This is a genomic window from Novosphingopyxis baekryungensis DSM 16222 (assembly GCF_000420305.1).
GTDB classification, from domain to species: domain Bacteria; phylum Pseudomonadota; class Alphaproteobacteria; order Sphingomonadales; family Sphingomonadaceae; genus Novosphingopyxis; species Novosphingopyxis baekryungensis.
The window spans coordinates 246,588-270,587 of sequence record NZ_ATUR01000006.1; the positions used below are offsets into that span (position 1 = coordinate 246,588).

Sequence of the window (24,000 nt, forward strand, 5' to 3'; positions counted from 1 at the left end):
GCCTAGCCTTTGCAGCTTCGTCCGTGATCCTTGCTGAATCTTACGGGCTGCCTTGAAAACAAGATCTTCATCAGGTTGCGCAGATCAGTTGCACCGCCACATCCTACGGGCCGGACAATTGCCCGGCACTTCAGCTTTTAAAAGCGCGTGTTGGTTTATATCGTAGCTGCGATGGTCATTCGAACGGTGCCAGAAAGGGCGGTGACGCCAAGTCTACCGCGACAGCGATTGCCAGAAACCGGCCAACGGAACGCCAAATCAATGCTATAGCATCCGGGACTGCGCGCGGCGGCCAATGCTAATTGAAGGGGCGCCGCTTTTTATATGCGGAGCCGCACTTCAAATCGTTATTTTCCATCGGCCAGCCACCGATTGTCGGGCGGATGCCTGCTGGAGGAAGCGTAGACAAAACCACCGGGAAAACGCTTTTGCACCGGTCCGACCGTTGCAGGGGCATCATTCAGAAAAGGCCGTAAACGGAACAGGCGTTTCAACCTGTGGTCATAGCGTGCAGCTCGGATTGGCTGCCTGCGGCAGAAGAAGAAAATTGATGCTGGTCGGCTCCAGTACAAGCTGGCCGGAAGACTGCACCGCTGGCACCAGTTCCGGAACGCGGTCCTGATCGTCCAGCGTCAGCGGATGACCGTTGAGCAATATCGTGCGGCTCTGCAATTCCGGTGCGGTCATGCTGAAGCGTTCCACCGGTCCCTCGACCGAAAGGGCAGCCGGTTTATCCCGCAGATTGATAGCAAGCAGCGTAACGCCCCCTGCCCTTCCACGCGCGCAATGGGCATAAAGGTGCAATCCATCGTGCAGTTCGCCTGCATCGAGGATCCTGGTGCCAATCAATCGCCGCCACAACAGTGCGGCCCAATAGTCGGCATTCGGCTCAAGCGTTGCTTCATCGATAACGCCGTTGCTGCCACTGATCAGCGCATGGGTCACCAAGGCATCCACGCCTTGTTTGGCGAGCCGCCCCTGCGCATCCAGATAGCGGAACGCCTCCAGAAAAGTCGGTTGCCAGCGCGTGCCGCCGCACGCCGCCGTGCCGGTTTCCGTCAGCCATATCGGGGCCTTGGGGGCATAGCGATCCCGCAATGCCTTCTGCTTCTGAAATTCCGTGTCCGGGCGTGCCAGCCAGGCTTCGGTCAGCGCGTCGTCGGCGCTGACACCTTGCGGCGATTCAGGATCGGCGCAGCGCTCGGCCAACGCACCGTAAAAATGATAGGATAATATATCGACGGCAGGCAGCGGCCTGGCGGTCAGATAATCCTCCGCCGTCACCTGCGTCAGCGATGGAATTGGAAAAGGCAGCCCCAACATCGCGGTACCGGGCCCGGCCAGCTTCAATTCCGGCGCGACCCGGTCGGTCAGATCTTTGAGCCGGGCGAAATCGCGCGCATAATTTGCCGCCGGTTCCGCGCCCTCGGTTCTGCCCGGTTCGCGCGCATTGGGTTCATTGTAGAGTTCGGCCGCATAGATCTCGCCGCCGATGTTTTTGGTGAACGCCAACCAGGCGGCGGCCTGATCCGGTGTCCAGGCCCCGCTGGCATCGCGCACACCATCGCTGACGGTAAAACCGGTTATGATTTTAGCATCCACGCTGTCGGCAAAATCGACGGCGCTCTTCCAGCGTTCGCGCGTGAGCAGCGTCTGGAATCCTTCAGGCGCGTCAGCTGGTGGCGGCGCATCGCTATCGTGGAAATAGACCGAGTTCGACGTGGTGCCGCCATAACGAATATATAGCGGCCCGAGCGCGCGCGTCAGATTACGCAGCCGGCGATTATTTAAATCGGTGGGCGCGCGCGCCTCGCGTATGGCCGCGAAATTCTCGCCAGTTTCTTCGCCCTGTTCGGCATCTTCATCATAGCTTCGCCAGGTTTCGCCACCCGTCAGATGCGACATGCCGATCTGGAAAGACTGAAACCGCTCATCCATTTGGCGCACGAACGGAAGCGCGCTTGCGTCGACCATGATGGCATTGTCGCCAACGCCCGATGCCGTGCCGTCATGCGCCTGGGATAAGGTGGTGCATCCAGGACCGAGCAACAGACACAATAGAGGCAGATGTAGCCAGCCATGCGCGCCTGACAGAACGTCATTCCGCATCGAGCAAGACCAGCTGCAATGCATTGGGCGTCAGATCGAAGGTGACCTGATAATCTTTTCCCGGCGTGACGACGCTTGTGGAAACCTGCTGCAGATTGGCTGTTGCGGGATCAGCCCAGTAATTGCTGGTCTTGTCATCGATCCGATATTGTTTCTGAACCACCCGCTTGCCGCGCAGAGATGAGGGCAAATCCTTCATGTCGATCGTGAGCCGGTACGGCACCTCATCTGTCAGCTGATAATTCCAGACCAGAATTGCCGCCCCTGTTCCGCTCTTGGTCGCGATCGCATAGATGCCTTTACCGGCATTCAGGCTATCGGACTTGGCCACGACGCGCTCGTCCTTGAGCTTGGAAAACATGACCATGGCGTTGCCATAGGGCGTGAAGATGCCGGTCGGCACATCCTTGTCGTCCTGCCCGGCTTTCACGGCCATCCGCGCGCCATCGTTCGCGCGCGTGATCAGCTGATCCTTGCGCTCCTCGGTCTTGTGCCGAAGCACCCAGTTGAATGGAACGCTATTTGGCTGTTCGAGGAACCAATAGATCAGCGACGGCACACCCACGGCGTTGCGCAGATAGTCCGGTCGCGCATCTTCGCGATTGTCAAAGGAAGGGCCGGGATAGATGCCGAGTTCGGTGATGAAGCTGGGCGTGTTCGTATCGATGCCGCGGCTCGCCAGCGCCGCGTTCAGCTTTTCCCGCTGCCCCGCCACTTCGCTCGGATCGCCCTTGTAGAAATGATAGGCACGCGGGCCTTCCTGGGTCGGCCCGCCGGAGGTGAACAATCCGTAAGCGTGGTAGGAAATGAAATCGAGCCGCTTTGCCGGACTGGTATCCGCCGCATAATCGTCGAGAAAAGCGTTCAGCCAGTCTTCCTTGAACGTGGTCAATGCCGGGCCGCCGACTTCCAGTGGCACGGATGGCTGCAACGCGCGATTGACCTCGTTCACCGCCTCATAATAGGGTTTGAAATAATCGTAGAGATGGTCGGCGCTGACGACCTCTACCATGTTATGATCGGGTTCGTTGAAGGCCTCGATATAGCGGATCGCGGGATAGCGTTGTTTGAGATTGCGCAGGATGGTCTTTATGACCGGCTTCAATTGCTCCGGCGACTGCTTCAGGTCCCGGATCTCCACCCGCGTATCCAGCACGACCAGCAGCTGGTCCGAAAGACGGCTCAAATCTCGCAGATAGTCGTCGACGCCGCTATAATCATAGGCGCCGGTCTCCGGGTCGTGAATGAGATGCGTATCGATCCAGACGCGGTAGACCGAACCATGCAGCCCCTGTTCGTTGAAGAACGAAACATCGGTGCTGCGGACATCGGCAAAGCTGGTCGGGCGGCTCACATTGTTGAAGCGCTCGGGATGCGTGAAGACGCCGCGCGATTGTCCAAAATCGACGGCCACATGCGCCTGCGCCATGTAATCCGGGGAATCGATGGTCGAGGGACCCGCATCGCCTGGGCCAGACTGAACCGTCGCGCACCCGGCTAGCGCCAAAGCTGTCGCCGAACAAAGCAGACCCATTCTGGCCACCATCTCTTCTCTCCCTTGATCCGCCTGTTTTACAGGCGCTGTGATGAATAGTGCCGGTTCCGGTTCACCAGGTCACGTCCGTGGCGTGACTTCCAAACTGCCCTGCCAGCACTTCAGGCAGGTTATGCCGCCTACAGCATGATCGAAAGCGTCTGCGGTCTGTGAACGTGGCGGCGATATCTGCGCTGCGGGCAACGCAATTCATCGACCACGACCATGTGCCAGCAATTGGTGATCGCGCTTCATCTCAGCGCCTGCGCCGGTCAATGATCGTCGTCTTCCACCAGACCTAGACTAGCGCCATGCGAAAGCCGGACCGGAGCGATCGACTGCCCGGGAACTGACATGTCCAACCGATAAATTGCGCTGCCGCCATTATCCTCCTTGGTCGATACGAACAGGTCCGTCATCGCATCACCGCCAAAAGCGAGATCGCGCGGCTGTCCGCTCGGAAGCCTTGTCTTCGAAACACATTCTCCCGTCGGCGCATAGCGGGCGATCTCTCCTGCGCCATCCAGCGCGACCCAGAGATGGCCTTCGCTGTCCAGCGCAAGCCCTCGCGGTTCGCCCTCGCCTTTGTTCATATCAATCAATGTTGTGCCATTGGACAAGGCTCCGGCCCGATTGATGTCATGTCGATCGATCCGGCCCTCACTTGCCACTGCCTGGTACAATATGGCCGCATCCGGCGTAACCGCCACACCGCCCGGCCGCACCTGATCGAAGACCATCGGGACCAGGCGCTCGTCATGATAGCGAAAAAGACCGCCGCGCCGATTATTGCCCGCATGATCCTCCATACCGAACCAGAGCCGCCCTTTGCTATCGACGGTGCCGATCGACGCGCTGTTCACGGAATAGGTATCGATGGGCATCTCCCGGCGCCGGTTTCCATCATGGCCAATGCTGAAGATATCGCGCTCGCTGGCTAAGAGCAGGCGCCCGTCCGCCGTAGGAAAGGCAAGGCCGGGCCTGCCACCGACAGCGCTTTGCGTGACCCCCAGATCGGCAAGGCTGATAGCCCCCACCGTGCCGTTCGTCCGATCGCAAAACAGCAAGGCTCTCGCTTCGGGAAGCCAGACAAGCCCGTCGGCAGCGCCCGTTCTGCTTTCATAGATCATCTGCGGTGCGTTTTCTGTCATTCGCCAAATTTCCAAGCTGTTTCCCGGAAGGGAACAATAGCAGCCCCCGTCGGGTCAAGAATTCGCCGGTGCCATCGCCCCTGCGCTCCATCGCGCGCGCCGAGACCAGCGATCAACGTCCCGGCGATATCGGCCCGCGTCTTTGGCTCACCGGTTGATCCATGGAGAGATGCTGCAACAGTTCTGCCCAAACACCGGGAGAGGAACGACCATGCAGGGCATTCGAGATATAGCGGTCGCGAGCGCGATCATCATGGCTTTGGGCAGCGGTCATCCTGCATCCGCCCAGCAGGCAGCAGCGCCCGATCCGGCCCCGGAAAAAGCGACCGTCCATGTCGACTTCAACCAGTCTCGTGGTGATTTTGCCCATCCCGAGCGGTATAATAATTTCACACGCTGGGATCGCTGGATGCCGCAGCGCGATGCCGATATACGCTTTCTGAACGAGCAGAAGCTGCATGGCGAAATCTACAAGGTCTGGGTGGATGCCGAACGCATCCATGATCCGGATACCGACAGCTACGATTATTCTGGCGTGGACGAATATCTTGCCGATGCGAGCCTGATGTCCGACGCGCTTCTGATGGTCATGGACACGCGCGTTTCCGTGCGTGACATGGGCCGCAGCCCTGAACAGATCAGGCCGATCATCCGGCGTATCATGACCGATCTGAAGCAGCGCTATCCGCGTATTCGCTATATCGAGGCGTTCAACGAGCCCGACCATAATCTGGCGCGCAGCATCACGCCGTCCGAGCTCTACGACTATTACAAAGTCTATTATGAAGAAGTGAACGCCATCAATCGCACGCTGCAACCGCAGGTGCCGCTGGAGGTCGGCGGGCCAGCCTTCATGCAGTATAACGAGACGTGGATGAATGCCTTTCTGGATCGCTATGCCGCCGATTCCTCTCCCGACAAGCGTCTCGATTTCATTTCCTGGCATGCCTATGGCGAATTTCCCGAAGGCACTGGCGACAGCAACGGACCGCGGGCCTATCATTTCTACAAAGGCAATCCGAGCGAAGTTGCCGGTCAGCGCACGCTGCTGAACCAGGCGCTGGCCGACAGAGGCCTGACAACCGATATTCCGGCATTTCTCACTGAAACGGGCATCTATCCCGGTCCATCCTATGACCATAAGGACGATGCCCGGCCGGATTATCTGATCGGCGCCGCCGGCGTGCCGGCCTTGCATTACTGGTTTCTGGAAACGCCGAACACCTATCCGTTCAACTGGGTGGTCCGCCATTCCAGCGAGGAGCGAAAGGACCAATTGATCACCCGCGGGCGCAATGGCGAACATGTCGCGGTCAAGGGCAACGAAAATCCGGAAGACCTGCCAACGAACATCTTCACGCCCTATGGCAACGCCATGGCGATGATGGCGCGCCTGAAGCGGGAACGCGTCGTGTCGCAGTCCGACGCGCTGAAAGACGGCATCGGCATCTATTCCATCGCCACGAAGGACCAATATGGCGCCGCTGTGATGGTGTGGAACTATCAGCATGTCGGCCGGCAAGCCTATGATGTGACCATCGACATGGGCGATCTGCCCGCCAATCTCAGCGATACGCCAATATGCCAGCGCATGTACCGCATCGATGATCAGATCAGCAATTACTGGGGCAATCCGGATACCGCCAATCTGCAGCAGGTTTCGGCAACGGCCGTAGCGCCTGGCAACCGGCACCGCACATCTGTTCAGATGACGCCCAACGCGCTGCAACTGGTCGTGCTTGAGCCAGGCACGGATTGCGCCGGCTGAGCAGCGCCGCTTCGACGCCGCTTCGTCCTGCGGGTGGGCACGGCACCGGTGCAAGGCACCCCAGGCCTCCGGAATCAAAAGGAGTATCGCAGCAATGAAGAGGCTGTTCTGTTTTGCCGTCGCATGGATGATGCTGCTGGCCACCACCGCGCCGGTCAGCGCACAGCGCGTCTATATTGTCGGCGAATCCGCGCTCGATATGTCGGCCTATGCATCGCGAAAGCTTGGCGCCGCGCTGGAGGAGCAGGGCTATACGATCGTCACCGCTCCACAGGGCTATGATTATCTGATCAGCATCGCGGTCGACGGATATGATCGCAAAGCCGAAGCCTTTTCCATCAAACCGGAAGGCAAGCGCATCATGGTAAGCGGCGGCGATGCCCGCGGCATGGTATACGGTGCACTCGCGCTGGCGGACGACTTGCGCCGCGGCGTACGCCTGCAAGATATTGCGGCGCGGGCGGAGACGCCGAAGCTGCCATTTCGCGCCATCAAGCATAATCTGCCATGGGACAGCTATCGCTCCAGCGCGGCGCTCGACCAGCACATGAATACGGTACGCGACCTTGGCTATTGGGAAGCATTTCTCGACATGATGGCCGAAAACAGGTTCAATTCGCTGACACTTTGGACGTTGCACCCCTGGCCCTACATGGTTCGGTCCCACAACTTCCCCGAGGCCAGTGCCTTCAGCGATGCGGAGCTGGAAGAATGGCGCACCCTGCATCAGGGCATTTTCCATCTCGCCAAAGAGCGCGGGATCGATACCTATCTGGTCCCATGGAATATTTTCGTCAGCAAGGAATTCGCCGCCGCCCATGATGTGGGGCGTAAAAGCACCTATCCCTATTACAATACCGAGGGAGACACATCGGAGCTGATCAAGCGGTATGTGCGCGAAAATGTCGAGCAGGTACTGGAGGAATATCCGGACCTGACCGGGATCGGGCTGTCCCATTCGGAAGGCATGGGCGGGATGACGTCGCAGGAGCGCGCCGACTGGATGGCGGCAACCTATCTGGAGGCGATCCAGAATGTCGACCGACCGGTCAAGATCATCCAGCGGCTGCCGCAATCGGCCGGCACGGTGATGGACGGATCCACCAGCATCGAGAACGAACGACTGACGCGCGAAACCGTGGAATCGATGGATTATGCCGAAGGGCCGGTCTGGATGGCGGCCAAATTCAACTGGTCCCATGGTCACTCGACACCCACGCTGGTCGGCGTTCATGGCGGCGAACTGGGCGACACATTTTTCAAGCCCGAGCCCAAGAACTACAAAATGGTCTGGACGGTGCGGAACGAAGATTTCTTTGCCTTGCGCTGGGGTGTTCCGTCCTTCGTGCGGGCGCATATCCGGCAGAACGCGTCCGCGCGCTATGTCGGGGGCTATATGATCGGCAGCGAGACCTACATCCCTGCGCTGGATTATTTCACAGCGGCCAAGAAAGGCGTCGACTGGCGTTATGCATTCGAACGGCAATGGCTTTTCTACAAGATCTGGGGCCGCCTGTTGTACGATGACACGACACCGGACGCCCTATTCGCGCAGGAATTCACGCGGCGATACTGCCCGTCCGCTGACCATATGCTGCAAGCCTATGAACTGGCGTCACGCACACCACTGCGGCTTGCATCCCTGTTCAGTTCCACCTGGGATCACACGCTCTACAGCGAGGGGATGATGTGGCTCGACGGGCCCAAGATGACATATATCAGCGCCCAGGACCTCATCGACCATGAGACGCTCGATCCGGCTTATGTTTCGGTGGCGGCCTTCGTGGATGCACAGGTCAGCGGCACCACATTCGGTCCCGAACGGATCACGCCACCGATCCTCGCCAGTCAGCTGGAAGCAGACAGCCTGGAAGCCTTGCGACTGGTCGCGCCGATCGACACCAGTGGCAATACCGCGCTGCTATACGAGGTGGCGGATGTGAAGGCGTGGTCGAACCTGGGTCTTCATCTGGCGGAAAAGATGCGCGGCGCAACCGCGCTGCAAATTTATCGCAAGGCCGGTGACGCGCGTGACCAACAGGCCGCTGTGCAGCATTTGGCCAATGCCCTGCGATATTGGGACGAGGTCGTGGCCATCACGCGTCCACTTTATCGCGACATGCCGTTGACCCACATGATCGGAAAAAGCAGCGATCTGCAACCGGACACCACCTTCCATTGGGACATGCTGCGCGAACAGGTGGCCGCAGACGTGCAAATGGCCAGAGATGCAGGCGCGCCATAAGGCACAGATCGGTCGCAATATGTCAGGTGCCATGGGTGGATAAGACAGGGTCTCGAAAACGCGGGCCAGTGGGCCAAGTGCAGAAAGGCAGCGCTTATTTCGGTGCGCTTGGAATGGAGGTCGGGCATTTTGCGCCCCTGTGGCACCTGCTCAAGGTGGCCCAGTTGCTGGAGACGGAGCTGAACCGGATCAGCGCCCGGAGCAATCTGAGCATCTCCGACTTCCATCTCTTATGTGCCCTGATGATGGAAGACGACGAGCCCGTGCGGGCGACCGATCTTGCCCATATGCTCAACGTTTCGGACGCCGCGCTGTCCATCCGCGTTCGAAAACTGGCCGCCATGGAGATGGTCGAACGGCGCGATCACCCGCAGGATCAGCGCGCGCATTTGCTGCGCATCGCCGCGCGCGGCTTGGCGGCGGTACAAGACGTTGCCAGCGCTATCGAAAAGGACGCCAGTTTCATTTCATGGTTTCGGCAGTTGCCGAACGAGGATCGCCAGAAGCTTGGCGACATGCTTGGCAGCTTTCACATCTTTCTCAACCGGCACTTCTTGCCGATCAGCCGATCGGATTAGTCCGCGGCCAGCGGAACTCCGATGCGCGCAGGGCCTCCTACCCGGCAACGCCTTCCACGATGAACGCCTGATAATTGGCCGCTTTCAGGCGATGCGGCAATGCATCCTGATAGGCCGGGTCCTCATACCAGCGCTTCGCATCCTCCACGCTGTCGAACCGCAGCATCACCACGCCGTCGGGAGCGGTGCCCTCGAGACCGTGGATAGCCCCGTATACGACCAGCGGCTCAAGCGCGACGGAGGGTGGCTTAAGCCTGGTCTTGCGCTGATATTCGGCAAAGGATTGCTCGTCCTCAACAGGGCCGAGACGGGCGACGATAAGATAGGCGGACATGAGGGTCTCCGGTTGCGGACAGGCATTATAGGCATGCCGCTACTGAGGTTGAAAGCCGTTCGGTTAAGGCCTTAAACAGTTGCGTCTTGGGTTTTCCATGACGGACGCCGAAAAGTTTTGCCACGGATAGTGGAGAGGAGACGATTTGTGCCGCAGTCTTGCGAAATATTGTTCAAGCCGTTCACCATCAAATCCATGACATTGCCCAATCGCATCGTCATGGCGCCGATGACGCGCGGCTTTGCCGCCGATGGCGTGGCCGGCAAGCTGCAAGCCGATTATTACAGTCGCCGCGCCCAGGGCGGTGTCGGACTGATCCTGACCGAGGGAACGGTGGTCGATCGTCCCTCCGCGCGCAACGAGCCCGGCATTCCCTTCTTTCACGGCCCGTCGCTGGACGGCTGGAAAGACGTCACCCGGGATGTCCACCAGGCCGGCGGCGCAATCGGGCCCCAGATCTGGCATGTCGGGTCCTGTAAAAGCAGCTCCATGGAATGGGAGCCGGACAGCCCGTTCGAAAGCCCATCCGGCCTGTTCCGATCGGATGTGCCACGCGGAACGGTGATGAGCGAGGAGGATATCGCCGATACGGTGGCCGCCTTCGCGCAAGCCGCCAAAGACGCCAAGCGCTGCGGGTTCGATTGCGTCGAGGTGCATGGCGCGCATGGATATCTGGTCGATCAGTTTTTCTGGGCCGACACCAATCGGCGCGATGACCGCTGGGGCGGCCCAACGCTGGCGGAGCGTTCGCGCTTCGCTGCCGAAGTCATTGCAGCCATTCGTGCAGCAGTGGGCGAGGATTTCCCCATTATCCTGCGCATCAGCCAATGGAAGCAACAGGATTTGACGGCCCGGCTGGCCACCACGCCGGACGAACTCGGCCGGTGGCTGTGTCCATTGGCCGATGCTGGCGTCGATCTGTTTCACTGCTCACAGCGGCGTTTCTGGACACCGGAATTCCCCGAGATAGATGGCGAAGACGGTCTGAATCTGGCGGGTTGGGCAAAAAAGCTCACCGGTGCGGCTACGATCAGCGTCGGCTCCGTCGGCCTGTCCGGCGATTTTGTCCATGCTTTCCATGATGACCATTCCAAGCCCACCGGCATCGACGGTCTGCTGCGCCGGATGGAGCGTGACGAGTTTGACCTCATCGCCGTGGGCCGCGCCCTCATCACCAATCCGGACTGGCCAAAAAGGATCAGGGATGGCGATCTGGAAGGCATGCGCACGTTCTCGACCACAGATCTGGCGCAGTTCGAATAGGCTGATCCGCCAGACCTTCCGCAGAAACAACCCACAGCGCTTGATCGGAGTATCGCCCCGCCATGGATTTCGCCCTTTCCGAAGATCAGCAGGCCATTCGCGAAGCCATCCTTGGCCTTTGCGCACAATTTCCCGAGGATTACTGGCTGCAGAAGGATCGTGACGCCGTATTCCCCGAGGAATTCTATCGTGCGGTTGCGCAGGCCGGCTGGCTTGGCATCGCCACGCCCGAAGAATTCGGCGGATCGGGCCTCGGCATAACCGAAGCGGCCGTGATGATGCAGGCCATCGCGGAATCCGGCGCAGGCATGAGCGGCGCCAGCAGCATCCACATGGCTGTGTTCAGCCTGCAACCGGTCAATCTGTTCGGCACGCCGCATCAACAGCAGGCAATCCTGCCTCCGGTGGCCGATGGCACGGACCGGGTCTGCTTTGCCGTCACCGAACCCAATACCGGCCTCAATACGACAGAGCTGAAAACCCGCGCGGAACGGCACAATGGCGGTTATCTGATCAACGGTGAGAAAATCTGGATTTCGACCGCCCAGACCGCCAACAAGATGCTGCTGTTGGCGCGCACGACACCGCTTGAGGAGGTTGCGCGCAAGACCGATGGCTTATCGCTGTTCTACACCGATCTCGACCGTTCCAAGATCGAGGTGCGTCTCATCCACAAGATGGGGCGGCATGCCGTCGATTCGAACATGCTGTTTATCCAGGACCTCTGGATACCGGAGGATCATCGTATCGGGGTGGAAGGTCAGGGGTTCAAACAGATCATCCACGGACTGAATCCGGAACGCATCCTTATCGGCGCGGAGGCTATCGGCATCGGAAGGGCCGCTCTCCAGCGCGCGGCCAGATATGCGCGCGAACGCATAGTCTTCAACCGGCCGATTGGCCAAAATCAGGGCATCCAGCATCCATTGGCCAAATGCTGGGCGCAGCTGGAAGCGGCCAACCTGATGGTGATGAAAGCCGCTACCCTGTTCGACAAGGGAGAGGATTGCGGGATCGAAGCCAATGCCGGCAAATATCTGGCGGCCGAGTCGGCATTCGAGGCATGCCACACCGCCATGCTGACGCTGGGCGGCATGGGCTATGCGCAGGAATATCATGTCGAGCGTCTCCTGCGCGAGGTGATGATACCCCGCACCGCGCCGGTCAGCCCCCATATGATCCTGAACTACCTTGCCGAAAAGGTTTTCGACCTGCCCAAATCATACTGATCCTGCGCTGCGGCAGTAGCCGCAAGCACAGACGCCGGAGTCCAATAAAAAGTTAGCCCCCGGGCATGAGCCCCGGTGCGCCCTACCGCGCCCGGTTGCCCCCAGGACCGGTCCGATCAACTATGCTTCCTGGCCTCGCTCTTCAGCCGCTCCAGGACGTCTTCATTCCGGATGGTACGGTAGCGCGCCATGGCCAGGCTGAAGAAACCGAACAACAGCAGTCCGATGGCCACCAGCGTGAAGAGCCAGTCCGTGCTTTGCAGGGCCGTAATCGCACCGCCCACGCCGCGGACCTGGCTGCCCTGTTCGGCCATGCTGGCCTGTACCGCGAAATAACCAATCACCACGAAGACGATCGCACGCGCGGCGTACCCAGCGCGTCCAAGATATTCTACAAAGCCGGGCGTGTCTGCATCCAGCAGTTTCATGAACTTGCCGGTATAGGCCTTCACGCCCTGCTCGACGCCCGCACCCAAAAAGCACAGACCGACAAAACCGAGAACATATTCTCCGCCCGGGAAGCCCAGCACCATGGTTGCCGCCTGCTCCTCGCCGCCGCCGCCCGACGAGCTCTCATTTCCAAAGACCAGCTTGGCAGCAACGAAGGAAAGGAACAGATGGCCAAGCCCGCTGGCGACATGCCCCAGGCGTTTGACAATGCCCTTCGCGCCGGTGCCAGCGCCCTCGATATCGATGGCAGCGCCATAAAGACGAAAGATGCCATAGCCCAGCAGGCCAAGCCCAGTCAGACCGAGGATGACCAGACCACCCGGCAATGCCTCGATCCTGTCCAGAATGTCGCTGGCACCCGAACCCTTGCCGGTCGTGAGCGCGATATAGCCGATGAGGAAATACACGATGGCGCGGGCCAGATAGCCGGCGCGCGCAAAATTCTGGACCTGTGTGACCCGGTTCATAACTCTTCCCCTATTGTTACGGTTCGTGAACGAACGACCGCACCAATGGTTCAGACACCCCTGTCAGAGGGTTAGAGCCTGAGCTTTCATGGCATGATAAAAAGGCATGGCGGCCTCGGCTATGGCAGCCTGCGTCGAGGATAGTTGCGGCAGATCGCGCTCGGGCGGCGCAAATCCGCTACTCTCGGCCACCTTGTTATACCAATGGCTGGCCCAAACCCCATCAGTGCTGCGATAGCCCCGTTCCCAGTGCAGCATGGCCGGGTCCCAACGGATGCCCAGCGCCGTGCACAGCTGCCGCAAGGCCGCCTCAGGATCACGCAGGATATCCGCGCTGTCGAGAACGGGCGGGGCTTTGCCCTGGATTTGGGCGATCCGATCGAAATCATCGCGCTGCCGTTCATACCCCAGATCGTCCAGGCTGATGCCAATGCGCTTGGCAGCATAGCTGGCGACAACGCGTGCGGGGTGACGGATCAGAAAGCCATGGGCATGGTCTGGAAAATCGAGGATATCGACTGGACCTACCATATGGTGCGGCATGTGCTTCTGATACCAGATCGCCCGACCGTCCGGCACCGGTCCGCGCATGGCGTACGCGACCGACCTCCAATCGCAGTCCATCGATTCGATCACCGTTTCAGCCATCGGCTGGGGCGCACCCGTCTGTTTCAGATAGGCGCCATAAAATGGCTCATCCGTTACCGCGCAATCCCGGCGTGCGCCGAAGCTGCGCATCATGGCGGTCGAGATATTGCGTGGCCCGGACCACATCGCGATCCTGACCGGATCATTCATGCCGCAACGTCCGCGGCGATCAACTGCTGATAAAGTCCCTGCAACCGTGCAACCATGGGGCCCCTCCCCTCGGTCAATATGCGGCCATCGACCGTGCGAACCGGAACAACGCCCGCAAAGGTGCCGGTAACGAACGCTTCATCCGCACCATAGACATCCGTCAGCGAGAAATTCTTTTCGCGGATCGGAATATCATGATCCTGGCATAGCTTGATGACATTTGCGCGGGTGATGCCGCCGAGGCAGTAATCGCCTGTCGAGGTCCAGACCTCGCCCTTGCGGACGATGAAGAAGTGCGTGCTGTTGCACGTGGCGACGAAGCCGTGCGGATCCAGCATCAGCCCTTCATCTGCCCCTGCCTGCGTGGCCTGAATACAGGCCGTGATACAATTGAGCTTGCTGTGGGAATTCAGCTTCGGGTCCTGCACCGCCGGATCGCCGCGGCGCACATGAACGGTGAACAAGGTGATCCCTTGCTCCACCGTGGACGGCAGCACGGCCTTATATTCGGGTATGATGACGATGGTCGCGGGCGATATCACCACGCGCGGGTCCTGATAGGGCGTGGACCGGATGCCCCGGGTCACCATCAGCCGGATATGCACGCCGCTGCTGTCCGCGCCGATGCCATTGCCCTGAAGGCAGGCGTAGAGCCGATGCACCAGCGCGTCGCGGCTCAGCCCGATATCCATGGCAATGGCCTTGGCGCCTTCGAACAGGCGGTCCAGATGCGCGTTCAGAAAGGCGATGCGCCCCTTGTGAACGCGCAGGCCCTCCCACACGCCATCGCCAAGCATGAAGCCGCTGTCGAACACCGACACGCTGGCCTGCGCGCGCGGAAACAGCGTGCCGTTGACGTCGATCAGGACCGCATCGTTGCGCGGATTGGCCTCATAATCATGCGTTCCCTTGGCCACCGATCAGTAATGGATCGCGCGGTCATAGGCATCGAGCACGCTTTCATGCATCATTTCGCTCAGCGTAGGATGGGCGAAGACGGTATGCATCAGCTGCTCTTCCGTCGTCTCCAGCTGCCGCGCGACGACATAGCCCTGGATCAGCTCGGTCACTTCCGCGCCGATCATGTGCGCGCCCAGCAGTTCGCCGGTCTTGGCGTCGAACACGGTTTTGACGAAACCCTCCGGGTCGCCCAGCGCAATCGCCTTGCCATTGCCGATGAAAGGGAAGTTGCCCACCTTCACATCATGGCCCGCTTCCTTGGCGTTCGCTTCGGTCATGCCGACGCTGGCAACCTGCGGGCGCGAATAGGTGCAGCCCGGAATGTTCGATTTGTCGAACGGATGCACATCCTTGCCCGCCAGTTTCTCCACCGCGATCACGCCTTCATGGCTGGCCTTGTGCGCCAACCATGGCGCGCCGGTCACATCGCCGATCGCCAGAATGCTATCGACATTGGTCTGACCATAGCCGTTGGTCTTTATGTGCCCCTTTTCGGTTTCGACGCCCAGCGCCTCCAGCCCGATATTCTCCGTATTCGGAACGATGCCGATGGCGACGATCACATGGCTGTAATCCTCGGTCGTGCTCTTGCCCTTGGCGTCCTTGATCGTCGCCTTCACGCCGGACTTGGACGTTTCCAGCTTTTCCACGCCTGCGCCGGTGCGGATATCCATGCCCTGCTTCTTGAGCGCCTTGATCATGTGGGCGGAGACATCCTTGTCCTCCACCGGCAGGATGCGATCCAGCATCTCCACGATGGTCACATCCGCGCCCATATCGCTGTAGAAACTGGCAAATTCCACGCCGATCGCGCCCGATCCGATGACGAGCAGTTTCGTCGGCATCTCCTTGGGCACCATGGCATGGCGATAGGTCCAGATACGCTCGCCATCCGCTTTGGCAAAAGGCAGGTCCCGTGCACGCGCACCGGTGGCGATCATGATCGATTTGGCGGCGACATCGGTGGTCTTGCCATCCTCGGCCTTCACGCTGATCTTGCCCTTGGCGGTGATCGTGCCGACGCCGCTGACGACATCGATCTTGTGCTTCTTCATCAGATGCGTGACGCCGCCGTTCAACTGGCCCGCCACCTTGCGGCTACGATCGACCACCTTGGCGAGGTCGAAAGCCGGCTTGCCCGCGCTTAACCCGTAATTTTCGGCATGCGTCATGTAATGATAGATTTCGGACGTGCGCAGGAGCGCCTTGGTGGGAATGCACCCCCAGTTCAGGCAAATTCCGCCCAGCTTTTCGCGCTCGATAATCGCGACCTTCATGCCCAGCTGAGACGCGCGGATGGCCGCGACATAGCCGCCGGGGCCGGAACCGATGATGGCGAGGTCATAGGTTGTGGTCATGGCTGGCGTTCCTTCTCGGTAATCGGTCTCGGCCGTCCATCGTCATCGATGGCGACAAATGTAAAAATGGCTTCGGTAACCTTGGAATCGTCGTCCCGGTGGCGATCCCGTCGCCAGGCTTCGACGTTGATCTTCATGCTGGACGAGCCGACGTGGACAAGATCGGCATAGACCGAGACTTCGTCTCCGATCTTCACCGGGCTATGGAATTGCATGCCGTCCATCGCGATGGTTACGGCCCGGCCATGGGCGTGCCGCGCGGCCACCAGCCCCGCCGCGCTGTCCATCAGGCTCATCAGCCAACCACCGAATATGTCACCATAGGCATTGGCATCGGCGGGCATGGCGGTGACGCGGATCGCCGGGTCACGAGGCAGGGAAGCCACAGGCTTATGCCACCATGCCGAGCGGATTTTCCACAAGATGCTTCAGCGCCTGCATCAGCTCGGCCCCATCCGCGCCGTCGATCGCCCGGTGATCGAAGCTGCCGGTGGCGGACATCACGGTGGCCACGCCCAATGCGCCGTCCACGATATAGGGGCGTTTTTCGCCTGCGCCGACCGCCAGGATCATGCCCTGCGGCGGGTTGATGACGGCATCGAACTGCTTGATGCCGAACATGCCCATGTTGGAAATTGACGCGGTGCCGCCCTGATATTCCTCGGGCTTTAGCTTGCCTTCCTTGGCGCGGCCCGCAAGCTCCTTCACCTCGGTAGAGATCGCGCTCAAAGCCTTGGTATCGGCGCCCACCACGATGGGCGTGATAAGGCCGGCAGGGGTGCTGACGGCCACCGAAATATCCGCACGGCTGTAGCTGATCAGCTGATTGCCCGCGAAGCTGACATTGCATTTGGGCACCTGGATCAACGCCTTGGCCAGCGCCTTGACCAGCAGATCATTGACCGAAAGCTTGATGCCTTGCGGTTCCAGCGCCGCGTTCAGATCACTGCGCAGCTTGAGCAGCTTGTCGAGCTGAATATCCACGGTGAGATAGATATGCGGGATCGTCTGCTTCGCCTCGGTCAGGCGGCGCGCAATAGTCTTGCGCATGTTGGAAAGCTTTTCCGCCTCATGCGGAATATCCGTTTTGAATTCGGCGGGCGCGGCTGGTGCGAGCGCGGCGGACGGCGCTGCGTCGCTGCTTTCCTGCCGGGCCGGTGCATCGGCCGATTTTGCCGTCGGCTCGGCAGCTTCCACGTCTGCCTTGACGATCCGCCCCTTCGGGCCGCTGCCTTCCAGCGCGGTCAGATCGATGCCATTCTGCGCGGCGATGCGGCGTGCCAGCGGACTGGCCCTCACCCGGTCGCCACGATCATTGGTCGGCGCGGCCGGCGCTTTGGCGCCATCGTCCGCTACCGTCTTGGTCGCCGGCTTGCCATGATCCTCGGCCTGTTCGGCATCGCGCTTGGCGGCCTTGGCTTCCTCACCGGTCTTGTTCGGATCGGCGGGATCCTTCGATGGCTCCTGCTTCAGTTTGGCGTCTTCGCTTTTGGCAGCGCCGCCACCGGCCGCCTTGGCCGCTTCTTCCACATCTTCGCCCTCTTCGGCCAGGATGGCGATCACAGCGCCGACCTTCACTTCGTCGGTCCCTTCCGCAATCAGGATCTTCGCGATGGTGCCTTCATCCACCGCTTCGAACTCCATCGTCGCCTTGTCGGTCTCGATTTCGGCCATGATGTCGCCGCTGTTGACCGTGTCGCCTTCCTTCACCAGCCATTTAGCCAGCGTTCCTTCTTCCATGGTGGGAGAAAGGGCGGGCATCTTCAGTTCGATAGGCATGGGAAACGCGGGTCCTCCAGCTGTGGTTGAAACGTCTATGGCAAAGCCTGACGCTACGGCCAATAGGCTTTCCCACGGCCAGCTTGCGTGGCGACGCGATTTGGCGCAGCATTTCGGCACAGCAACAGGGAAATTGGACCATGCGCACCTATCTGGTGGTGATCGACGAGACCGACGAAGCCTTGCTCGCGCTGCGATTCGCGACGCGGCGCGCGGCAAAAACTGGCGGTGCGGTTCACATTCTGGCGCTGGTCGAGCCGCAGGACTTCGTGGCCTGGGCCGGGGTACAGCAAACCATAGAAGAGGAAAGCCGCGCACGGGCGGAAGCCCTGGTGGTCAGCGCCGCCGGGACGATTTTGGAGGAATCCGGCCTGCGCCCTGCCATCACCGTCAAGCAGGGACGCGGCCCGAATGTCGTGCGCGAGATGCTAACCGAGCGCAGCGATATCCATGCCCTGGTGCTCGGTGCATCGGCAGGCGGCGGCCCGGGCCCATTGGTCAGTCACTTCACCGGCGCCAATATGGGCACCCTGCCCTGCCCGGTCATGGTGATTCCCGGATCGCTGACGCATGAGGATATCGACCGCTTGAGCTAGGTCCGGTCGCCGCGCGCCGGATAATCCTTGTCGAGCACGAAATCGATGCCTTTGAGCAGCGCGTCGAAGCTCGGCCGGGCGAAGGGCACACTCTGGCTTTGCATCATGTACAAAGTGCCGTCCGGACGGACGAGAGCGATACCCGGTTCGGAGAATATGTCCGGCTCGTCGGAGCCTTCCCGCTTTTTGCTGATATACAGGCCATATTCGCGGGCTTTTTCCTCGCTGAGCTCATAGACCAGCGGCAGATTGCCGGTTTCCCATTCTTCATCGACCTTCATGGCCCGCTCGTGACTGTCCATCGATATGGCGAAAGGGGATATGCCGCGATCGGTAAAGTCGGATAGTCGCCCGCCCAGCTCTTCCAACTGGCTCTTGCATATCGGACAATGCGCGCCGCGATAGAAAATGAGCATGGTGAAATTGTCGGGCGTCTGGGTCGAAAGCTCGAAGCGCGCCTGAATGGTGAGCGGCAGATCGAGCGAAGGGGCGGGCTGGCCGGGCGTGGGCTGGGTCATGAAGTCTCCTTTCCAGAGAGAACCCTGCGCAGGCACCTATGTTCCCATCTGTCGGTCAGCGCTTCTTCTTGCCGCCCTTGCCGGGGCCTGACTTTCCAGGCTTGTGGTTGCCGCTCGCTTTGCGTCCGCTGGTCGATCGCTTGCTTTTGCGTGGCACGCTGTTGGGTCGTCCGCGCTTGTCACGGCGCACTGGCCTGCCGGGCGCCCTGCCCGGAAGCTCCACGTCCGGAACCTCGAAGCGGAGCCCGCCAGATACCGGGTTGGCCTCGGCCAGAAGCAGCTTCAATTTCATGCCGCTCTTGTACACCGTGCCGCTGTCCCGGCCGGTCAATGTGCGCCCTGCCTCTTCATAGGTGAAATATTCCGCGCCCAATGTGGACACCGGCACCAGCCCGTCACCGCCGAGGCCTTCTACCGTCGCGAAAAAGCCGAAATCCAGCACGCCGGTAATGCGCGCATCCACCAGCTCGCCAACATGGTGCGAGAGATAGGCGGCGACATAGCGATCCATCGTGTCGCGCTCGGCCTCCATGGCGCGGCGTTCGGTCCGGCTGATCACCTCGGCAATATGGCCCAGGTCGCCGGCATCCTTTTCGGTCAGGCCGGTGCCACGCTGGATCGATTTGTTATCCGGCGCCGGCATCTCCAGATCATAGGCATCGACCAGCGCGCGATGGACCAGCAGATCGGCATAGCGTCTGATCGGCGAGGTAAAATGCGCATAGGAATTGAGCGCAAGACCGAAATGCCCGGCTTTGTCCGCGCCATAATAGGCCTGGGTCTGTGATCGCAGGATTTGTTCCATCACCTGCGGCAGGACTTCCTCGTCATCCACGCGTTCTATCAGCCGATTGAACACCGCCGGTGTCACCACCTGGCCGAGCGCGAATTCCATGTCGAAGGTCTTCAGATAGTCTTTCAGCGCGACCAGTTTCTCACGCGAAGGCGGCAGATGCGCGCGGTACATGACCGGAGACTTTTTCGCCTCCAGCGCCTGCGCCGCGGCGACATTGGCTGCGATCATATAGTCTTCCACCAGACGGTGCGCATCGAGCCGTTCGCGGATCGTCACCGCCGAGATCTTGCCCGCCTCGTCCAGATGCACCTGCCGCTCCGGCAGATCGAGATCGAGCGGGGCCCGTTTGTTGCGGGCGGCAAACAGCAGTTTCCAGCATGCCCAGAGCGGCTCCAGCGATGCTTTCAGCGTTTGCTGCTCGCCTTTTACGATAGCGTCAGGGGCATCGCCGTCGATGATCGCCTGCGCATCCTCATAGGCGATATTGGCGGAAAGACGGACGGTCGCGCGGGTGAAGCGATGCTGCTTCACCAGCCCTTCCCGATCGATGGTCAGATGGCAGGCCATGGCGGCCCTGTCCTCACCCGCCTTGAGCGAGCATTTGTCCGAGCTCAGCTCATGCGGCAGCATCGGCACCACGCGGTCCGGGAAGTAGACGCTGTTGCCGCGGCGGCGTGCCTCGCGGTCCAGTTCACCGCCGGGCCGAACGTAAAAACTCACATCGGCAATAGCCACGATGGCGCGATAGCCACCCTTGTTGGCCGGATCGTCATCGGGCGCGGCCCATAGCGCGTCGTCATGATCGCGCGCGTCGCGTGGATCGATCGCGAGAATTGGCAGGTGGCGCAAGTCTTCACGTCCCTGCTCAGCCACCGGCAGTTCCGCCACCCGCTTTGCCTCGTCGACCGCCGCGTCGGGAAACACATTCGGTATACCGAATTTCGCGATCGCGATCAGGCTGAAGCTTTTGGGCGCAAAGGGATCGCCCAGCACTTCGCTGACCCGCGCGGTCACCTTGTGCCCGCGCCCGGCCTTTTCCGCTACCACCAGCTGGCCCGGCTGCGCCTCGCCGACATCGGAAATCGGTGTATCGCGCCGCGCTTTCTTGTCGGTGCTGCGCAAAATGAAACGGTCACTGTCCTTTTCGACCACGCCTAGCAACTGCTCGCTACCGCGCGCCAGTTTCTTCATGACATGGGCAATATGGCCCTGTCCGCGCGTTTCGGTGCGCGCCAGAACACGGTCGCCAACGCCAAGCGCGCCATTGCGGCCACGCTCGATAATGCGCAGTTTCGGGGCGGGAACGCCGTCCGCCTCCCAGCTCTCGGGAACGCCGACCGGCTGATCGCCGTCGACCTCGACCACACGCAGCACGGACACTTTCGGCAAGCCGCCCATCTTATGAAATGCGCGGCCGGGCGCCATGTTGATCAGCCCCTCATCCGTCATATCCTTCAGAAGGGTCTTGAGAGCGATCTTCTCCTGCCCGTTCAGGCCGAATGCCTTGGATATCTCGCGCTTGCCTGTGGGCGTATCGCTGGTCTCGATCAGGTCGAGGATCTGGTTTCGGCTCGGAAGGCCTTTGGATTTACGGGGCAATGTCTGGCAATCAATCCTCTGGAGACATCCGGTCGATCTTGGCCTGAAGATCGGCGACCTGGCGCTTCAACGCATCCATTTCGCCGCGGCCCGGATCCGACTGAGTTGCGCCGCCAAGATCATGAGCAGCGGCTTTCGAAGGCACAAAGGCATCGCGCGCGGCCTTCATCATCTGCAGATTCTGGCGGGCAATCTCGCCAAATGGCCCCTGCGACACGGCACTTTCCAGCGCCTCGTCGATCTGCCGCTGGTTCTCACGAAAACTGCGCATGGAGTCTTCCAGATAGGCCGGCACCATTTTCTGCATCGATCCACCGTAGAAGGAGATGATCTCTTTCAGAAAGTTGGTCGGCAAAAGGCCCTTCCCGCTGCTTTCCTCCTCCATGATGATCTGCGTCAGAACATTATGGGTGATGTCATCGCCGGACTTGGCATCGATCACGACAAATTCGATATCCCGGCGGATCAGATCGGCCAGATGATCGAGCGTGATATATTTGCTGCTCGACGTGTCATACAGACGCCGGTTTGCATATTTCTTGATGGTGATCGGACCATCACTGTCTTTTGCCATCTTGGCCATATGAAACCCTACATTTGTATTCTGTCGCATGTTCTTCCGCGTTCCCTTTCAATGCCCATGATGGACACAAAGCGCAACCCGATGTCCGCATGAGAGCAAAAACCGTATCTACCCAGAATCGTACCTAAACCATCTTAACGCTAAAACACTTCAGTTGGTGCCGCCGGTAATCTACAGCATGTGAACAAATGACGAAGAGAAAGAAAAGGGGCCCCAGTTTCCTGGAGCCCCATAGTGGTTTTTAATTTGAGCAACTTATCAGAAGCTGAAGTTGACATTCGCGAAGTAAGTACGGCCGCGATAGTCATACCCATTGTACAAAGGCGCATTTCCGATGGTTGTAAACCCGATGGCAGTGATCTGCGGAGGAGCAGTGTCAAACAAGTTCCGGACGCCAAAGGTAAACTGGTAGTCTTCGATATCGACTTGAACAGAGGCATTGTGCAAAAAGTAATCGTCAACCTCGAGCAAATAAGCATCCTTGTACGCTTGTACAAGATCAGGATCACTTATACCCGTCTGTTCATCAAACGCGAAAAACTCATACGTTCGGTTACGATCACCATCGATCCAATCTACACCGTAACGGAAAGTTACATTGTCGTACCGGTAGGTGGCGTCGAAGTTACCGACCCAATCCGGCTGCGTGACAATACCATTCGCATCAGTCAAAAACTCCTCAGGAAAAAGACGCGATGATTGCTCGGTATATTTAGTAACGTTCGCATTCAGAACAAACCGGCCGCCAAATAGATCTCTGCTATAACGTCCGTTGAACTCATAACCCTTTACGATGTCTTCAGACAGGTTGACGAAGCTACTAACTACGCTGAGCGCGTTGTCGCTATCGCGCGTTACAAAACGGCAGAATCCCGCTGCCGGGTCAAAGTTGGGATCCGAGTAGCACCGATTTAGAATGGTGGCGCCGGCCAGATCCTGAACACCGTTTTCGACCTTGATGTCAAAGTAATCAAGCGAAAGTGAGATATTACCAAATGCGGACGGTAGAACAGGACGCACGACCGCACCTACACTCCAGTTAGTGGACGTCTCGGCCTCGAGCCCTGCATCACGCCCCCCTACTCGAAAGACCGAAATACCGGATGTCTGCTGGAAGTTTGCAGGCAACCCGATCGCAGCGCAGTTTCGAGCAATAATTTGCTGGTTTGGCGACTGGTCCACAGCACCGGGCAGATCATCGCAGGGATCGGAGCCTGAACCAAGGAAGCCACTCGTTGCTCCTAGGAACTGCTCAGCCAAGGCTGGCGCACGGTAGGATGTGCCATAGCTACCCCGGAAACCGATACCGCGAAATGGCTCCCATTCGCCAGCTATCTTATAGGTCGTGTCGGACCCGTAGGATGCATAGTCAGTGTAACGGACTGATCCGTTCAAATTAAGGCGATAGAAAAAAGGCTTATCAGCAAGAATTGGAACATAAATTTCGGCAAAGACTTCCTTAACGTTATCATCGCCAACTGTTGGCGTACCAGAAGTCAAATTATACAGATTGTTATTAATCGACTCTTGAGATGGTTGATCGTTAATGCTTTGCTTTCGATATGTCCGTCGTCAGAACATTTGGCACAACTCGCGGCGTAGTCTTGCGGAGTGTGGGCTTCGACTGATGGTTGGTTTTAGGCGGCGAGCCTGCGGTGTTGCAAGCGCCGATATTCGAGGGTCTGTCGCTTGATCCTTTCTCTTCTTTTGATGATCGTCGGTGCCCTGCCGAAGTAGGCATCGGCGGGTGTCACATTGTCGAGGCTTTCGTGGTAGCGCTGGTGGTTATAGTGCTCCACAAAGGCCTCGATCTGGTTTTCGAGATCGCCGGGCAGGAAGTAGTTTTCCAATAGCACGCGGTTCTTCAGGGTCTGGTGCCAGCGTT

Annotated in this window: 21 protein-coding genes; 6 read left to right on the top strand and 15 right to left on the bottom strand. The window is 59.5% G+C overall.

The annotated features are described in order from the left end of the window. Positions 1 to 501: 501 nt before the first annotated feature. The 3 genes from G410_RS16570 to G410_RS17460 form a co-directional block, all read right to left on the bottom strand. Entirely contained in the window at positions 502 to 2,109 is a 1,608-nt protein-coding gene (locus G410_RS16570) for a glycosyl hydrolase family 79 N-terminal domain-containing protein (RefSeq protein WP_022673856.1), read from the bottom strand. Next, complete coding sequence (locus G410_RS0111760; protein WP_022673857.1) at positions 2,099 to 3,538, bottom strand: GH39 family glycosyl hydrolase; 1,440 nt, start codon at positions 3,536 to 3,538, stop codon at positions 2,099 to 2,101. Before G410_RS0111760 ends, G410_RS16570 begins: the two co-directional genes overlap by 11 nt. A 377-nt stretch (positions 3,539 to 3,915) precedes the next feature. Further along, the gene (locus G410_RS17460; RefSeq protein WP_022673858.1) at positions 3,916 to 4,794 is read right to left on the bottom strand and encodes an SMP-30/gluconolactonase/LRE family protein; all 879 of its coding nucleotides are present in this window, start codon (positions 4,792 to 4,794) and stop codon (positions 3,916 to 3,918) included. Positions 4,795 to 5,005: 211 nt separating this feature from the next. Here G410_RS17460 and G410_RS0111775 point away from each other — a divergent pair, with 211 nt between their 5' ends. The 3 genes from G410_RS0111775 to G410_RS0111785 all read left to right on the top strand — a co-directional run bounded on the left by G410_RS0111775 (position 5,006) and on the right by G410_RS0111785 (position 9,385). Further along, complete coding sequence (locus tag G410_RS0111775; protein ID WP_022673860.1) at positions 5,006 to 6,562, top strand: GH39 family glycosyl hydrolase; 1,557 nt, start codon at positions 5,006 to 5,008, stop codon at positions 6,560 to 6,562. A 94-nt stretch (positions 6,563 to 6,656) separates the two neighbouring features. After that, complete coding sequence (locus G410_RS0111780) at positions 6,657 to 8,807, top strand: hypothetical protein (protein WP_022673861.1); 2,151 nt, start codon at positions 6,657 to 6,659, stop codon at positions 8,805 to 8,807. A 68-nt stretch (positions 8,808 to 8,875) separates the two neighbouring features. After that, positions 8,876 to 9,385 carry a MarR family winged helix-turn-helix transcriptional regulator gene (locus G410_RS0111785; protein ID WP_022673862.1) on the top strand — a complete coding sequence of 170 codons (510 nt, stop codon included), beginning with the start codon at positions 8,876 to 8,878 and terminating at the stop codon, positions 9,383 to 9,385. A 37-nt stretch (positions 9,386 to 9,422) separates the two neighbouring features. On the opposite strand, the gene G410_RS0111790 is transcribed toward G410_RS0111785, so the two are convergent. Next, on the bottom strand, positions 9,423 to 9,719 hold the full coding sequence (locus tag G410_RS0111790) for a DUF1330 domain-containing protein (protein WP_022673863.1): 297 nt from the start codon (positions 9,717 to 9,719) through the stop codon (positions 9,423 to 9,425). A gap of 147 nt (positions 9,720 to 9,866) precedes the next feature. Here G410_RS0111790 and G410_RS0111795 point away from each other — a divergent pair, with 147 nt between their 5' ends. Beyond that, positions 9,867 to 10,982, top strand: coding sequence for an NADH:flavin oxidoreductase (locus G410_RS0111795; protein ID WP_022673864.1), 1,116 nt, complete (start codon positions 9,867 to 9,869; stop codon positions 10,980 to 10,982). A gap of 62 nt (positions 10,983 to 11,044) precedes the next feature. Beyond that, positions 11,045 to 12,211, top strand: a complete 1,167-nt coding sequence (locus G410_RS0111800; RefSeq protein ID WP_022673865.1) for an acyl-CoA dehydrogenase family protein — start codon at positions 11,045 to 11,047, stop codon at positions 12,209 to 12,211. 116 nt (positions 12,212 to 12,327) lie between these two features. On the opposite strand, the gene G410_RS16580 is transcribed toward G410_RS0111800, so the two are convergent. The 6 genes from G410_RS16580 to G410_RS0111830 form a co-directional block, all read right to left on the bottom strand. Beyond that, positions 12,328 to 13,128 (bottom strand): DUF1206 domain-containing protein, encoded by an 801-nt coding sequence (locus tag G410_RS16580; protein ID WP_022673866.1) that lies wholly within the window; start codon positions 13,126 to 13,128, stop codon positions 12,328 to 12,330. A gap of 63 nt (positions 13,129 to 13,191) precedes the next feature. After that, a complete protein-coding gene (locus tag G410_RS0111810; RefSeq protein ID WP_022673867.1) occupies positions 13,192 to 13,926 on the bottom strand; it encodes a sulfotransferase-like domain-containing protein in 735 nt (244 codons plus the stop codon). Then, positions 13,923 to 14,843 carry an aminotransferase class IV gene (locus G410_RS0111815; protein WP_022673868.1) on the bottom strand — a complete coding sequence of 307 codons (921 nt, stop codon included), beginning with the start codon at positions 14,841 to 14,843 and terminating at the stop codon, positions 13,923 to 13,925. The genes G410_RS0111810 and G410_RS0111815 overlap by 4 nt, the downstream gene beginning before the upstream one ends. A gap of 3 nt (positions 14,844 to 14,846) precedes the next feature. Next, positions 14,847 to 16,244: a dihydrolipoyl dehydrogenase gene (gene lpdA / locus G410_RS0111820; protein ID WP_022673869.1), complete on the bottom strand. Its 1,398-nt coding sequence runs from the start codon at positions 16,242 to 16,244 to the stop codon at positions 14,847 to 14,849. After that, entirely contained in the window at positions 16,241 to 16,588 is a 348-nt protein-coding gene (locus G410_RS0111825; RefSeq protein WP_084489167.1) for an acyl-CoA thioesterase, read from the bottom strand. Before G410_RS0111825 ends, lpdA begins: the two co-directional genes overlap by 4 nt. Before the next feature lie 46 nt (positions 16,589 to 16,634). Next, entirely contained in the window at positions 16,635 to 18,023 is a 1,389-nt protein-coding gene (locus tag G410_RS0111830; protein WP_022673871.1) for a pyruvate dehydrogenase complex dihydrolipoamide acetyltransferase, read from the bottom strand. 140 nt (positions 18,024 to 18,163) lie between these two features. On the opposite strand from G410_RS0111830, the gene G410_RS0111835 reads away from it, so the two are divergent. Then, a complete protein-coding gene (locus tag G410_RS0111835; RefSeq protein WP_022673872.1) occupies positions 18,164 to 18,619 on the top strand; it encodes a universal stress protein in 456 nt (151 codons plus the stop codon). On the opposite strand, the gene G410_RS0111840 is transcribed toward G410_RS0111835, so the two are convergent. From G410_RS0111840 to G410_RS0111860, 5 genes are all read right to left on the bottom strand, one after another. Further along, positions 18,616 to 19,137 carry a peroxiredoxin-like family protein gene (locus G410_RS0111840; protein ID WP_022673873.1) on the bottom strand — a complete coding sequence of 174 codons (522 nt, stop codon included), beginning with the start codon at positions 19,135 to 19,137 and terminating at the stop codon, positions 18,616 to 18,618. The genes G410_RS0111835 and G410_RS0111840 overlap by 4 nt on opposite strands. Positions 19,138 to 19,192: 55 nt before the next feature. After that, entirely contained in the window at positions 19,193 to 21,532 is a 2,340-nt protein-coding gene (locus G410_RS0111845; RefSeq protein WP_022673874.1) for a VacB/RNase II family 3'-5' exoribonuclease, read from the bottom strand. Between the two features lie 10 nt (positions 21,533 to 21,542). Next, positions 21,543 to 22,106: a polyhydroxyalkanoate synthesis repressor PhaR gene (gene phaR / locus G410_RS0111850; RefSeq protein WP_084489175.1), complete on the bottom strand. Its 564-nt coding sequence runs from the start codon at positions 22,104 to 22,106 to the stop codon at positions 21,543 to 21,545. A gap of 267 nt (positions 22,107 to 22,373) precedes the next feature. Then, positions 22,374 to 23,615 carry a TonB-dependent receptor domain-containing protein gene (locus G410_RS16585; protein WP_245559353.1) on the bottom strand — a complete coding sequence of 414 codons (1,242 nt, stop codon included), beginning with the start codon at positions 23,613 to 23,615 and terminating at the stop codon, positions 22,374 to 22,376. 137 nt (positions 23,616 to 23,752) lie between these two features. Next, positions 23,753 to 24,000, bottom strand: a 248-nt coding sequence (locus G410_RS0111860) for an integrase core domain-containing protein (RefSeq protein ID WP_022673877.1), incomplete at its 5' end; no start/stop codon positions are given.